The organism is Sphingomonas sp. Leaf62, assembly GCF_001421915.1.
Taxonomy (GTDB): domain Bacteria; phylum Pseudomonadota; class Alphaproteobacteria; order Sphingomonadales; family Sphingomonadaceae; genus Sphingomonas.
The window spans coordinates 23911-37856 of record NZ_LMLN01000006.1 but is presented as its reverse complement, the minus strand read 5'-3'; the positions used below and the strand labels follow the sequence as shown (position 1 = coordinate 37856).

Below are 13946 nucleotides of genomic sequence, written 5' to 3'. Positions count from 1 at the left end.
GACGACCTATCTGCAGGAACCGGGCATCGAGACGGGCACCGTGCGGTTCGCGCGGCCCCGGCAGCAAGGTTCACGCATTGGCCGGGCGGACCGCGGCCGGTTTGCCAAAATTCGGTACGGCGAAAAGCCACTGCACCGCCTTCGATCGCTCCGCTGCGACCGACAGGATCAGTCCGACCGACAATGCGAACACGATGCTGGCGAGGACAATAATGTCGGTATTGGTGACACCAAGCCGGACCGCCATGACGTCGAACAGATAAATGGCCGGGAAATGGCTGACATAAAATTTCAGCGAATTGCGGCCGACATAATTGGGTAGGTGCGTCCAGCGATGATCCACGACCTTACGCGACAGATGGCATGCCGCGATCACGAAGGCGAGGGTCAGCGCGATGAACGCCGGTCCGGACTTGAAGTCGAAATAGGCGGCAAAGGCGCCGCCGATCGCGGCGACTACTGCCGCGAACAGGCTTTCGCGCCGATCGGTGAGGGCGAGGAAGGCATCCCAATGCCGACCCGCAAATGCGCCGAGGAAAAAGAAGGTCATCAGGTAGAACATGCGCGTATGCACGACGATGCCGGGCGACCCGAACGACACCAGCACCGCAATTCCGAAGATAGCCGCCCCGACAACGAAAAAGTTGAACGACTTCACAAGATAGGCAACGAAATAGAAAATCCCGATGAAGTAAAGAAACCAGAGGTAACTTCCAGCATTCAGGAGACTGAAGATAGCCGAGACGCTGCCACCGTCGCGGGAAAAGACGATGGCCGTGACGGCCGACCAGATCAGATAGGGCCACCAGACACTGCGTAGTTTGCCGAGGAAGTAGGTACCCGACCCCTTCTTCAGCGATTTTGGCAGCAACAAGCCAGACAGGAACATCAGCGTCGGCATTCGGTAAAGCGCGAAGAAATCGGTGATTTCCTTCAGCCAAGCCGGTGGTACCAGATCGACACGACTAAGGATGGTCACCGAATGGAATGCCACGACCAGCAGGATTGCCAGACCGCGCAGCAAATCCATCCACGATTGGCGGGGTGCCCGCCCTTCGCTACGTTCTGCCTACTTCATTACCGTCATGATCGCTGCCCCGTCCTTTGCACCCCCCGATGCAATCAACAGCGGCATCATCAGATATGCGCAAGAATGTCCAGTATATTTGTTATCAAATAAGATCCGACATCAAACATATCGGCCGGTTCGTTTTCGGGATGATACAGGATAATCCAACACTGGAGATAAAGGGACCTAATTTTTATGATCTTAAGCCCGGAAAATCTGGAACGCCAGAAGCACAGCCACTTGCCGTACCAAGTTATCAAACGTATCCACCTGATAACGCTTCGCCGATTTGAACGAAGATATCCGGATCGACACCGACGTTGCCGGATTACCGGAATCTAGAAAAATTTTGTCAGAACCGGCCGCGGAAAATGTCCAGGTCCAGGCCGCTTTGCTCCGGTCGCCCGAACATACCGGCTCACCGGCTGCCCGCCCGCGCTTCGCGCCACATCGAGGCACCACGAACCCGGTACCGGTCAAGGTGCAGGATGGCGCGCCTGACCGCTGACTGCATCGGCATTTCGTACAAGCGGAAGCTGAGCGATGCCACGCCGACGATCGCGACCAGAATGACAACGATCTGCAGAGCAATCGGGACGTTCCATAGCTGCAGCGCATTCCGGACCGTGTCGGCGACCGGCTCATGCAGCAGGTAGATCGAGAAGCTATACGCCCCGAGCCGCCGCATGACGCGGTTCGCAAAGAAGACGCGCGCGAACTTCGTATCGATCGTGAAGGACAGCACGAACGCACCGAACAGCAACGCCATCGGCAGGCTTTCGTAAACACGTCCGCGCTCCCATCCGAAGCCGGTCTTGGTCGGATCGGTCGAGACGAACTCCACGAAGATCGACAGCATCAGGACGATCCCCAGACACTGGACGATCGTCGCCGAACGCTTGTCGATCCGGTCGAACTGCACGTAGCGGCACAACACCGCCGCGCCGACGCCCGCGAGGAAAATCGGGAGCGAATTGAAGACGGTGATGCCGGGGAACATCGGTTGCAGGACGAACATCGCCGCCAGCCCGAACCCGAAGACCGGCAGATAGCGCAGGACGTGCCGCCGCGCGACGACATACCAGAGACCGACGAACACGACATAGAATTCGACTTCGGGCGGGATCGACCAGAAGACATATTTGCTGCCGACAAACAGCAGGTGCTTCACCGTATCGAAAGTGGTCAGATAATAGACGAAGTCGCTGCCGAAGATCTTCGACGCGATATAGGAGCCGATGATCACCGCATAGAACAGTGGAATCACCCGCGCGATGCGCGACGCCATGAAATGGGTCACGGCGGCTGCGTCGAACGGCCGGAACAGGTAGAGATGGCCCATCAGGAAGCCGCTGAGGACGAAGAAGATCATCACCCCGAACGTGCCCGAATGCGGGATATGATCCTCGGACAGGCCGAGCGTCTGGAAATGGGAAACCACGACCAACAACGCGGCAGCACCCCGGAGACCGTCGAGCGCCGGAATATGCGCCGGCTTCCGGATCGGCACGTCCGTCGGTGCGTCCCCATGATGGTCTGACCGCGCCAATTCCATGTCTTCTTCCCCCGAAGTTGTGGCCGCCCCTCCCAAAAAGCTGACCGGGGCGCAGTGGCATACAACCCCCTTTTCTTTCAACTCATTTTTCGCAACGGCTTCGAAACGGATTTAATTCTTTCGTGATTCTGGCCGCTTGGTCGGGCCAGCCGTAGCAATACTTTCGACTGATGTCGCGTGATCGCGCCAGTACGCATCGAATACGGGACAGACCGTTTCACGGCGCAACGACTATGCGCCGGAATTAGGAGGCGTAGCACGGGCGAGCAACATGCGTGCCCTAACGCCCATCGGGCCGGGAGAATCGACGAACAACGAAAAAGCCCGCCAGGCTTTCACCTGACGGGCTTTCAAAATGGTGGGCGCGGCAAGGATTGAACTTGCGACCCCTGCGATGTCAACACAGTGCTCTACCACTGAGCTACGCGCCCGGCGCTCTCTCTGTTGCCGGAGAGACCGAAACCGGAGTGGCGCTGTTAGCGGCGCGGTTGCCGCCTGACAAGCGCTTAATTGCTAGTCGGTACTCTTTCTTCCCCGAACAGCCGGTCGACCTCGGCAACCAGTTCGCGCAGGTGGAACGGCTTGGACAGGATACGGGCATGCGGCACCTGTCGTCCTGCCTTGAGCGTGACTGCCGCGAAACCGGTGATAAACATGACGCGCAGGTCGGGGACCATCTCGCCGGCGCGCTGCGCCAGTTCGATGCCGTCCATCTCCGGCATGACGATGTCGGTCAGCAACAGGTCGAACGTTTCGGTCCGCAGCAGCGGAATCGCCGCCGTGCCGCGATCGACCGCGCTGACGCCATAGCCGGCACGTTCCAGCGCGCGCGTAAGATACTCGCGCATCACCTGGTCGTCTTCGGCCAGCAAAATCCTGTACATCCCAACCCCTTCGACCCGAGCCCGGACAGTATGCCGTTCCGGGTTAAGATTTTCCAGCGATATGCTCGACAACTGCGGCGGGCCGTGATCCTGTACGGGACATGATCCCCGCCCCCCTGTCCTTTCGCCGTTTCGGTCCGGCCGATCCGGTGTCGCCCGTGGTGGTGTCGGTGCCCCATGCCGGACGCGACTATCCGCCGGCGATGCTGTCGCTGTTGACCGTGCCGGTCGCGCGGCTGACGGCGCTGGAGGACCGGTATGTCGATGCAGTCGCGCAGGGTGCGCGCCGCGACGAAACGATGCTGGTGGCGACGCGGGCGCGGGGCTGGATCGACCTCAATCGGTCGCCGGTGCGCGACCGCGATCCGCAGGTCGATGCGGGCGCGGACCCACGCAACGCCGGCCATGCCGCATCGGACAAGGTCCGCAGCGGCATCGGGCTGATCCCCCGCCGCGCCGGGGGCGCGGACAATATGTGGCGGCGCAAGCTGACCGAGACAGAAGTAATCGAGCGAATCACAACGGACCATGCCCCGTATCACGCGGCGGTCGCGGCGGCACTGGCGGCGGCGCATGCCCGATTCGGCATCGCGATCCTGCTCGACCTGCATTCGATGCCGCCACTGGTCGGGCTCACACCGGCACAAATCGTGCTCGGCGATCGGTACGGGCGGAGCGCGGGCGGTCAGCTGACCGAATCGATCGCAGCGGTGGTACGCCATTGCGGGTTGCCGCTGGCGATCAACCATCCCTATGCCGGCGGCCACATCCTGTCGGAACACGCCCGGCCGCGGGCGGACATTCATGCGCTGCAACTGGAGATCGACCGCAGCCTGTATCTCGACGATGCACTCGACCGGCCCGGTGCCGGCCTCGGCGAGATGATCGCGTTGGTGCGGGCCGTGCTCGACCGGGCATCAGACATCGCGCTGAATACGACGCGCCGCATCGCAGCGGAATAGCCGAAGAAAAAAGCCACCCCGTGTCCAACACGGAGTGGCCAAGGTTCAGGGAGGAGGCGCGTGAAACGCGCCGCACGGTCCAACGAAAGGGGGGACATCGAACCGTGTAACCAGTATTTAGGGAGCTGCCCGGACGGCTTCAAGAGCCTTTTTACATTTGACCGTGACTTTATCGCAACGCATCTCAGCGCGCCCGCCGCCCGCCCGGCAGCATGCGCGAAACGATGCCGTCGCGCAGCAGGAACTGGTGCCGCAGCGCCGCGCCGACATGGAGCGCGACCAGTCCGGCCATCAGGAACCCGACGATTTCATGGACCTCATGTCCGGCCCCGGCAACCGCGGGCGTGATCGGCAGATACGGAATCGGGAACAACCCGAACCAGTCGAGCGGATAGCGCTTGGCCCCCGACGCCATCGCCCAACCGCTCAGCGGCAGGACGACCAGCAAGATATAGAACAGGCGATGCGTCCAGCTCGCCGCCAGCCGCTCCCAACCCGCGACAAAGGCGGGCAGTGGCGGCGGCGGGTTGGCGATGCGCCAGGCGATGCGCCCGGCGGTCAGCACCAGCACGGTGATGCCGACCGCCTTGTGAACGCCCATCGATCCGCCGACCAGGCCGATCCACAGATTCACCAGCACGAGCAGCGCGATCGTCCAGTGAAAGAAGATCGCACCGCGCGAATAGCGCTGGGCGTGGAACGGCCGGGTGCCGCGCATTAGAAAGTGGGAACCGCTGCCGGCTGCGCCTGCACCTTGCCCTGTCGCATCTGCCGCGCGAACACGTCACGCATCAGCGACAGCGAAAACAGGTGCGCGAAGATCAGCGGCAACATCCCCGACTGCTGCATCTTGCGCAGTTGATCGCCGCGCAGTTCGTTCAGCTTTTCCTCCGAAATCATCTGGAAACCGCGATAGACGAACGGCTGGTCGTTGCCTTCCTGCTGGATCGACACTTCGCCGTCCATCAGAAGGCCCATGTCCTTGATCTCCTTCATGAACATGCCGGTCTTCTGGCCGGCCTGCTCGAACTGCTCGTTGAAGGCGAGGATCTGCTTGGTGACTTCGCTGGGCTGGTCGCCATCGAACAGCGGCTCGCCTTCCTCGAACGGGCCGATCACGTCCGACGTCGGATCGAAGCACAGCGACAGCTCGTCCGTATCGGGGCGCAGGCGCGCGAGGAGATACGGGTAGCGACGGATATAGGCCGGAATATAGGTTTCCGGGTCGATCAGCCGGCCATCGTCGTCGAGGAACGTGTTGACGCCTTCGTTCAGCCCCATCAGCGCCAGCGGCACAGGATCGTCACCGACCGAGAACACGATCGGCATCCGGCGCTGCACCAGCGGAAATTCTTCTACGGTGACGGGAATCGCATGCTGCCCGGTCAGGAACGGCGCACGATCCGACGAACGGACCTTCCAATTGCCGTGCGTCTGACTCGAAAGCGGTTCGAGCCGATTGTAGAACAGCGGAAGCGGTTGATTCTGCGGCGCGCTGGCCATTTCAGGGTCTCCAGATACTCAATTCGGTCCGGCTGATTGCCGGACGGCCGCCCCCCCGGGCGTACCTCGTGCCACCGTCTATGGATTGGTCGCGCGGGGCGCAAGCGATACGAGCTTGCCCGGATTGAACAGCCCGAACGGGTCCAGCCCGGCCTTGATCGCGCGCAACGCCCCCAGCCGGGCGGGCGGACCCAGCCGTTCCAGTTCGGCCAGTTTCATCTGGCCGATGCCATGTTCCGCCGAGATCGATCCGCCCGCCGCCGTCACCGCGTCATGGACGAAGCGGGTGACGACCGGCGCGTCCTGCGCATACCAGCGCGCCGGATCGACCCCCGACGGCGCGCGGACATGGAAATGGACATTGCCGTCGCCCAGATGGCCGAAGGCGGTGGCATGGGTACCGGGAAAGCGTGCCTCCGCCGCCGCCGCCGCCTGCGTCATGAACCGCGGCATGGTGTCCACGGGCACCGAAATGTCGTGCTGGACCGCCGGCCCGGTCGACTTCTCCGCCGCCGACAGCGAATCGCGCAGCCGCCAGAAGGCCTCGGCCTGCGCCTCGCTGGTGGCGATCACGGCGTCCCCGATCCATCCGGCAGCGAACCCATTGGCGAGCAGCGTTTCGAGCAGCGGCGCGGGCGGCGATTCACCCGGGGCCGCAACCGCCTCGATCAGTAACTGCCACGGATAATCGCCTGCCAGCGGCGTGCGCGCGCCCGGCACGTGTGCAACGGCCAGCGCCAGCGTGTCGGCAGGGATGATCTCGAAACTCTCGATCCGGTCGGTCGCCGTCTGCATCCTGCGCAGCAGGTCGAGTCCCGCCTGCGGATCGGCGATCCCGGCCCATGCGACGGCACGTTCGACAATGGCCGGGGCCAGCCGCAACGTCGCGGCGGTGACGATGCCGAGCGTGCCCTCCGCCCCGACCAGCAATTGCGTCAGGTCGTAACCGCGATTGTCCTTGGGCAGTACCGCCAGCCCGTCATGCACCGATCCGTCGGGCAAAACCGCCTCGACGCCCAGCACCAGCCGCCGCATATTGCCCCAGCGCAGCACCTGCGTTCCGCCGGCATTGGTCGACACCAGCCCGCCGATCGTCGCGCTGCCCCGCGCGCCCAGCGTCAGCGGGAATCGCTGGCCGGTACCGGCCGCGGCTTCGTGCAGATTCTGAAGGATGACGCCGGCTTCGGCGACCGCCTGTCCCGGATCGATACGCCGCAACCGATCCATCCGCCGGAGCGACAGCAGCACCGCTTCACCATGCGCGGGCGGGGTCGCCCCGCCGACCATCGACGTGTTGCCGCCCTGCGGCACGATCGGCACGCCATGTTTAGCGGCCAGCGCAACCAGTGCAGCGACCTGTTCCGTAGCGTAAGGTTCGAACAGCGCCGCGCTCTTCCCGTGATAGCGGCCGCGCCAGTCGGTCAGCCACGGCGCGATCCGTTCGACATCGGTGGTGACGATCCGGTCGCCCAGCCCCGCACGGGCATCGGCGACCATCGCGGCGACGGGCGATGGCATCATGGATCGGGCGGTAGCACCGCAATTCCCTTGCGACCAGTTCATCTGCGGTTAAATTCCGATCGGAGATGTTCTTCGCGTGACCGCCTTGCCGCTTCCCGCAGCGACCCTGATGTTGCTCATGCTCGCGCTGCCCGGTGCCGCGCAGCGTCGGCTTGCCGAACCGCCGGCGACGACGGTGATGCGGACCGAGATGCGGATCCAGCGGATGATCATTCGCGTTCCCCGTGCCCCCTTCGCCCCCGTCGCGTTCAGTGCGCCACGCGCGCTCCCGCCGATCCAGTGGGTCGAAAAGCGGACCGACCGTTGCCTGCCCGTACAGAGTGTCGCGGCGGTGACGATCAGCCGCACCGACAGCGTCGATCTGTTGCTGAACGGTGGGGGACGGGTGCGGGCGCGGTTGGCCGACGATTGCCCGTCGCTCGATTTCTATGCCGGCATGTATATCAAACCGAGCAGCGACGGGCGGATGTGCGCGTCACGCGACGTCATCCGCTCGCGCACCGGTGGCCAGTGCCGGATCGCGCAGTTCCGCGCGCTGGTCCCGGCGCGCTGAATTGCGGACGGCGCGCACGCCAACCTTGACTTTTCCGACGTTTTCCGCGACGCGCCGTCCGATTTACCGGAGCGCGGGCCTGTTGCGTTCCCCAGCCATGGAACCGCAATGACCTTCGCCGATCTCGGCCTGTCCGACGAACTGCTGCGTTCCGTCAACGATTCGGGCTATACCGAACCGACCCCGATTCAGGCGGCGGCGATTCCGTCGGTACTGATGATGCGCGATCTGGTCGCGATCGCCCAGACCGGCACCGGCAAGACCGCTTCGTTCGTGCTGCCGATGATCGACATCCTGGCGCAGGGGCGCAGCCGGGCACGGATGCCGCGCTCGCTGATCCTCGAACCGACGCGCGAACTGGCCGCGCAGGTTGCCGAGAATTTCGAGAAGTACGGCGCGAACCACAAGCTGTCGATGGCGTTGCTGATCGGCGGCGTTTCGATGGGCGACCAGTTCGCCGCGCTGGAAAAGGGCGTCGACGTGCTGATCGCGACGCCGGGCCGGCTGATGGACCTGTTCACGCGGGGCAAGATCCTGCTGACCGGCTGTTCGATGCTGGTCATCGACGAAGCCGACCGAATGCTCGACATGGGGTTCATTCCCGATATCGAGGAAATCTGCACCAAGCTGCCCAAGCAGCGTCAGACGCTGTTGTTTTCGGCGACGATGCCGCCGCCGATCAAGAAGCTGGCCGACAAGTTCCTCGACAATCCCAAGACGATCGAGGTGTCGCGCCCGGCATCGACCAATCTGAACATCGCGCAGCATGTCGTGCCCGTCAGCGCCGCAAAGAAGCGCGAAGTGCTGCGCACGCTGCTGGCGACCGAGGAGGTCCGCAACGCGATCATCTTCTGCAATCGCAAGACGACCGTGCGCGAACTGAACAAGAGCCTGCAACGCGCCCGCTTCCGCTCGGCCGAAATCCATGGCGACATGGACCAGTCCGCCCGCATCGCCGAACTGGAACGCTTCAAGTCGGGTGACGTCTCGATCCTCGTCGCCTCGGACGTCGCTGCGCGCGGCCTCGACGTGAAGGGGGTCAGCCACGTCTTCAACTATGACGCGCCGTGGCATCCCGACGATTATGTCCATCGCATCGGGCGTACCGGGCGCGGTGGCGCGACCGGCATCGCCTATACGCTGGTCACGCCCGACGACGCCGAGAATATCGCCAATATCGAAAAGCTGACCGGACAGAAGATCCCGGTGCTCGACTTGGGGCACGAACCGGTCGAGGCCGAACCGGTCGAGGAGGCGCCACGCCGTGGTCGCCGCCCCCGTCCGGCCGCCGCCGAACCGGAGGCGCCTCGCGCTCGTCCCGCCGCCCCTGAACCGGAAGCGCCCCGCGAACGCGCGCCTCGCGCAGAGCGTGAGGAACGCCGTCCGCGTCGCGAGCGCGAGGAGCGCGCGCCCGAACGTCGCGACGAACGCCCGGCCCGCTACGTTCAGCAGGACGCGGTCGAGGATGGCGGCTGGAACGGCCCCTTCCCCGCCTTCCTGAATGTCCGCATCCCGCTCTGATCCGGTGGACGACGTGTTCGAACCGCTCGCTCCACAAGCGATCGAAAGCCCCTGCGTGCTGGTCTGTTCGATCGATACCGACACCGGCTGGTGCCTTGGCTGCGGACGGACGCGCGACGAGATCGCGCGCTGGACCGCGATCGACAGCGAAGCGCGCCGCGCGGTGATGACGGTGCTGCCGCAGCGAATGGCGGTTCTGGAACAATAGCTTGGCCGGACCCCCGGATGGCTGCCGTGCGTTAGCGCGCCATCCAGACATTCGGAGGTTCCCCATGGCCGTCACGCTCAAGCCGCTGTCCGAGCAAACTATCGTCATCACCGGTGCCTCGTCGGGGATCGGCCTCGCCACCGCCCGCCGGGCCGCGCGCGAAGGGGCAAAGGTGTTGCTGGTCGCGCGCAACGAAGACGCGTTGCGCGAGGCGACCGAATCGATCCTGCTGCGCGGCGGCAAGGCCGATTTCCTCGCGATCGACATCACCGCCGCCGATGCCCCCGAACGGATCGGTGCGAAGGCACGCGAGGCGTTCGGCGGGTTCGACACATGGGTGAACGACGCCGCCGTCGCGCTCTATGCCCGGCTGGAGGCCACCGGCATCGACGAACAGCGCCGGGTATTCGACGTCGGCTATTTCGCGACCGTCGCGGCCTCGCTCTATGCCGCGCGCGAACTGACCGCGCGGGGCGGCGGGGCGATCGTCAATCTCGGATCGATCCTGTCCGACCGGTCGGTGCCGGTGCAGGGGGCGTACAGCGCGATGAAGCATGCGGTGCAGGGCTTTACGGAGGCGTTCCGGATGGAGATGGAGGCCGAAGGCCGCCCGGTATCGGTCACCCTGGTCAAACCCGCCGCGATCGACACCCCCTATCCCGAACATGCCCGCAATCGCATGGACAAGCCGGCGCGCGTCCCGCCGGTCGTTTATGATCCCGAACTGGTCGCCAAGGCGATCTGCTTCGCCGCAGCCCATCCCAAGCGCGACCTGACCGTCGGCGGCACCGGCATGGCGATGATCAAGATGAGCAATCTGCTGCCGCGCAGCGCCGACCGGTTCATGGAGATGTTCTTCAAGGAAGAGGCGCAGACGATCGATACCCCTGCGACGCCCGGTGCCAAGGACAATCTGTTCGAACCGCGCAAGGACGGCCGCGAACGGTCGAACCAGGACATCTACGTCCGCAAGCAGAGCCTCGCGCTCGAAGCGCAGATGCGACCGTGGACGACCATGGCGATTCTGGGCGGGGTCGGTGTCGCGGCGGGCATGTTGCTGTCGCTACGCGGATCGACGCCGCGTCGGACCGACGAGGAGGTGAAGCTGCTCCCGCCGCCGACCATGGCGCATCAGGCGGACGGCAGCGATTCATCGGCGTCCTATGCGGCGGGGATTGCCGATGGGGGCACGATCCCCGAAGCGCACGAACCGGCGTTCTCCGAACGTCCGGTTGGCGCAGCCGACGCGCCGACTGCGTCCGATATCAAGGTCGCGCACCCCTGAACGCCAGACGCTTCCCTTCCCTTACGGGGGTGGGGAAGCGTTATTCGCCCGGTGCGCGCAGCAGCTTGCGGATGAACCCGATCAGTCCGGTCTGCCGCGACCGGCGCAGCCGTTCCGCCGCAAGGATCGTCTGTACCTTACGAAAGCAATCCTCGACATCGTCATTGACCAGCACGTAATCATAGCTGTCCCAATGGCTGACCTCGGCCGCCGATCGCGCCATGCGGGCATCGATCACCTCGACGCTGTCGGTGTTGCGCGACACCAGCCGCTGCCGCAATTCGGCCATCGACGGCGGCAGGATGAAGACGCGGACGACATCGCCGCCGGCAATCTGGAACAGCTGTTGCGCGCCCTGCCAGTCGATGTCGAACAACACGTCCTTGCCCGCGCTCAGCATCGCTTCGACCGGCGCGCGCGGCGTGCCGTAGCGGTTGCCGAACACATGCGCCCATTCGAGAAATTCATGGGCCGACACCATGCGCCGGAATTCTTCCAAATCGACGAAGTGGTAATCCTTGCCGTCGACTTCCCCTTCGCGCGGTCCGCGCGTGGTGGCGGATACCGACATCGACAGGTCGGTTTCGGCGGCCAGCAGCTTGCGTGCGATCGTCGACTTGCCCGCCCCGGACGGAGAGGACAGGACGAATAACACCCCCCGGCGCTTGAAGCCGTGGAAGTCGGGGTCTGGCAGATGGCTCATGGCGGGGCCTCATCGCGCGTGCGGGCGCACGACGTCAAGGGGCGACGGAATCCCGTCGCCCCTCTCCTGTCATCCGTAAGTTGCGGATTGCGTGCCAGACCGGCAAACCGGGCGGATATCGTCTCCGCCACCGGCCGGCCCTACATCATTCTCAGTAGCCGCGGCGTACCTTGTCGGTCTTGCGACGATCATAAGCCTTTTTCGCGGCATAACCACCACCAAGAATCATGCCGAGCGGTCCCATGCGACGCATTACGCTGCCGGCGACCCAGCCCATCGCCGCACCCTTCGCGCCACCACGCCCGTCGCGGCGATCCATCTCGCGCCCGACCAGTGCGCCGATAATACGTCCGATCATGCTGCATCCTCCGTTTCGAACAATTGTGCCTTCAGTTCACCTGCGCCGCGCAAGACGCCCCAGCCGACAGCGTAGGTAATGGCGATGGGCACCACGACTTTCAGGGCATTAGCGACAATAGCACCCTTGATCGCACCATCGACGCTCGAGTCATTGTCGCCGCTCATCTTGTCGATCGCGGCACCGACCAGCGCCCCTATCGTCGTTGCACCCATGATTTCCCTCGCCAAGATTATACATCTACAGCGCGGGAAGGGCCGGGATGTTCCGTGCACGTGGTCACGCCAACCATGCGCCGATGCCAAAGGTCACAAAAGTCACACTCGCGCAGCGTGCGGACGTTGCGCGAAGCCACCGAACCACTTTGTCAAACAGCGTGGGCGACGATGCCCGGTCGACGGCATGGCACAGGCTGGCCTTGTAGGACAGCGATCGCCCCTATCCGACCATCGTCTCCGGCCGGACCAGCCGATCGAACGTCGCCGCATCGACCAGCCCCAGCGCCAGGCCGGCTTCGCGCAGCGTCAGCCCCTCGGCATGGGCGTACTTGGCGATCTTCGCGGCGTTGTCATAGCCGATCTCGGGCGCGAGTGCCGTAACCAGCATCAGCGAGCGTTCGACCAGTTCGCCGATCCGCGCGCGGTTCGGCTCGATCCCGTCGACACACCGCTCGGCGAAACTCGCCATCCCTATGCTAAGCAGGTCGATCGACCGCAGCACCGCCGCGCCGATCAGCGGCTTGAAGACATTCAGCTCCAGATGCCCCTGCATCCCGCCGACCGTTACCGACAGGTGATTGCCGATGACCTGCGCCGACACCATCGTCAGCATTTCGCACTGGGTCGGATTGACCTTGCCCGGCATGATCGAGCTGCCCGGTTCGTTCGCCGGCAGGTCGATTTCGCCCAACCCCGAGCGCGGTCCCGACCCCAGCAACCGGATGTCGTTGGCGATCTTCGTCAACGCGACCGCCAGCGTATTGAGCGTGCCCGACAGCTGGACCAGCGGGTCGTTCGACGCCAACGCCTCGAACTTGTTGGGTGCGGTGACGAAGGCGTGGCCGGTGATCGCGGCGATCTCCGCCGCAATCGCTTCGGCGAAACCGGGCGCGGCGTTCAGACCGGTGCCGACCGCCGTACCCCCCTGTGCGAGGCGGAGCAGATCCCCCTCCGCCGCCTTCAACCGCCGCTTCGCATCGTGCAACTGCGCAACATAGCCCGAAAATTCCTGCCCCAGCGTCAGCGGCGTCGCATCCTGCAAATGGGTGCGCCCGATCTTGACGATATCGGTCCAGTCCTTCGCCTTTGCCTCCAGCGAGTCCGCCAGCAGGTCGAGCGCGGGGAGCAGGTCGCGGTTCAGCGCGACGACCGCCGCGACGTGCAGCGCGGTCGGAAAGCTGTCGTTCGATGACTGCCCCTTGTTGACGTGATCGTTGGGATGGACCGGCGACTTGCCACCGCGTTTGCCGGTCAGCGCTTCGTTGGCGCGCCCGGCGATCACTTCGTTGGCGTTCATGTTCGACNCCGCTGCCGGTCTGCCAGATGACCAGCGGGAATTGATCGTCGAGCTTGCCCGCAATCACCTCGCCCGCCGCTGCCTCGATGGCATCGGCGATGCTGCCCTCCAGACCATGCGCCCGGTTCACCCGTGCCGCCGCCTGCTTCACGATGGCCAGCGCATGAACGATGCCGATCGGCATCCGTTCGGATGGCGGGAAGGGGAAATTCTCGATCGATCGTTCGGTCTGCGCACCCCAATAGGCGTCGGCGGGAACCTCGATCGCGCCGATCGAATCGGTTTCGGTACGGGTATCGGTCATCACCC

General features: G+C 64.3%; 14 protein-coding genes, 1 tRNA gene and 2 pseudogenes. 5 read left to right on the top strand and 12 right to left on the bottom strand.

Annotated elements, in window-relative coordinates; genetic code table 11:
- Positions 1-70: 70 nt before the first annotated feature.
- The 4 genes from ASE91_RS04585 to cpdR all read right to left on the bottom strand — a co-directional run bounded on the left by ASE91_RS04585 (position 71) and on the right by cpdR (position 3508).
- Positions 71-1030 carry an acyltransferase family protein gene (locus tag ASE91_RS04585; protein ID WP_056623196.1) on the bottom strand — a complete coding sequence of 320 codons (960 nt, stop codon included), beginning with the start codon at positions 1028-1030 and terminating at the stop codon, positions 71-73.
- A 457-nt stretch (positions 1031-1487) separates the two neighbouring features.
- Entirely contained in the window at positions 1488-2624 is a 1137-nt protein-coding gene (locus ASE91_RS04580) for an acyltransferase family protein (RefSeq protein ID WP_056623194.1), read from the bottom strand.
- A 356-nt stretch (positions 2625-2980) separates the two neighbouring features.
- A tRNA-Val gene (locus ASE91_RS04575) sits at positions 2981-3055 on the bottom strand.
- Between the two features lie 75 nt (positions 3056-3130).
- On the bottom strand, positions 3131-3508 hold the full coding sequence (gene cpdR, locus ASE91_RS04570; RefSeq protein WP_056003177.1) for a cell cycle two-component system response regulator CpdR: 378 nt from the start codon (positions 3506-3508) through the stop codon (positions 3131-3133).
- Positions 3509-3609: 101 nt separating this feature from the next.
- On the opposite strand from cpdR, the gene ASE91_RS04565 reads away from it, so the two are divergent.
- Complete coding sequence (locus ASE91_RS04565) at positions 3610-4470, top strand: N-formylglutamate amidohydrolase (RefSeq protein WP_056623192.1); 861 nt, start codon at positions 3610-3612, stop codon at positions 4468-4470.
- A gap of 184 nt (positions 4471-4654) precedes the next feature.
- Here the strand turns inward: ASE91_RS04565 and ASE91_RS04560 are convergent, their stop codons facing one another.
- The 3 genes from ASE91_RS04560 to ASE91_RS04550 all read right to left on the bottom strand — a co-directional run bounded on the left by ASE91_RS04560 (position 4655) and on the right by ASE91_RS04550 (position 7494).
- The gene (locus ASE91_RS04560; RefSeq protein ID WP_056623189.1) at positions 4655-5188 is read right to left on the bottom strand and encodes a cytochrome b; all 534 of its coding nucleotides are present in this window, start codon (positions 5186-5188) and stop codon (positions 4655-4657) included.
- Positions 5188-5973: a SapC family protein gene (locus tag ASE91_RS04555; protein ID WP_056003168.1), complete on the bottom strand. Its 786-nt coding sequence runs from the start codon at positions 5971-5973 to the stop codon at positions 5188-5190. The genes ASE91_RS04560 and ASE91_RS04555 overlap by 1 nt, the downstream gene beginning before the upstream one ends.
- A gap of 78 nt (positions 5974-6051) precedes the next feature.
- The gene (locus ASE91_RS04550; protein WP_056623187.1) at positions 6052-7494 is read right to left on the bottom strand and encodes an FAD-binding oxidoreductase; all 1443 of its coding nucleotides are present in this window, start codon (positions 7492-7494) and stop codon (positions 6052-6054) included.
- 109 nt (positions 7495-7603) lie between these two features.
- On the opposite strand from ASE91_RS04550, the gene ASE91_RS04545 reads away from it, so the two are divergent.
- The 4 genes from ASE91_RS04545 (at position 7604) to ASE91_RS04530 (ending at position 11061) form a co-directional block, all read left to right on the top strand.
- Positions 7604-8047 (top strand): hypothetical protein, encoded by a 444-nt coding sequence (locus tag ASE91_RS04545; RefSeq protein ID WP_156357659.1) that lies wholly within the window; start codon positions 7604-7606, stop codon positions 8045-8047.
- A 108-nt stretch (positions 8048-8155) separates the two neighbouring features.
- Positions 8156-9568 (top strand): DEAD/DEAH box helicase, encoded by a 1413-nt coding sequence (locus tag ASE91_RS04540; protein ID WP_056623183.1) that lies wholly within the window; start codon positions 8156-8158, stop codon positions 9566-9568.
- Positions 9549-9776, top strand: a complete 228-nt coding sequence (locus ASE91_RS04535) for a DUF1289 domain-containing protein (protein WP_056623180.1) — start codon at positions 9549-9551, stop codon at positions 9774-9776. The genes ASE91_RS04540 and ASE91_RS04535 overlap by 20 nt, the downstream gene beginning before the upstream one ends.
- Before the next feature lie 64 nt (positions 9777-9840).
- Positions 9841-11061: an SDR family oxidoreductase gene (locus tag ASE91_RS04530; RefSeq protein ID WP_056623176.1), complete on the top strand. Its 1221-nt coding sequence runs from the start codon at positions 9841-9843 to the stop codon at positions 11059-11061.
- A gap of 40 nt (positions 11062-11101) precedes the next feature.
- Here the strand turns inward: ASE91_RS04530 and gmk are convergent, their stop codons facing one another.
- The 5 genes and pseudogenes from gmk to ASE91_RS20450 all read right to left on the bottom strand — a co-directional run.
- The gene (gmk, locus tag ASE91_RS04525; protein ID WP_056623173.1) at positions 11102-11764 is read right to left on the bottom strand and encodes a guanylate kinase; all 663 of its coding nucleotides are present in this window, start codon (positions 11762-11764) and stop codon (positions 11102-11104) included.
- Positions 11765-11915: 151 nt separating this feature from the next.
- Positions 11916-12122: a hypothetical protein gene (locus ASE91_RS04520; protein ID WP_056623170.1), complete on the bottom strand. Its 207-nt coding sequence runs from the start codon at positions 12120-12122 to the stop codon at positions 11916-11918.
- A complete protein-coding gene (locus ASE91_RS04515) occupies positions 12119-12337 on the bottom strand; it encodes a hypothetical protein (protein ID WP_056623167.1) in 219 nt (72 codons plus the stop codon). Before ASE91_RS04515 ends, ASE91_RS04520 begins: the two co-directional genes overlap by 4 nt.
- Positions 12338-12560: 223 nt before the next feature.
- Positions 12561-13644 (bottom strand): annotated as a pseudogene (locus ASE91_RS04510) (class II fumarate hydratase); the annotation flags it as partial.
- A gap of 1 nt (position 13645) precedes the next feature.
- Positions 13646-13941 (bottom strand): annotated as a pseudogene (locus tag ASE91_RS20450) (lyase family protein); the annotation flags it as partial.
- Positions 13942-13946 lie beyond the last annotated feature (5 nt).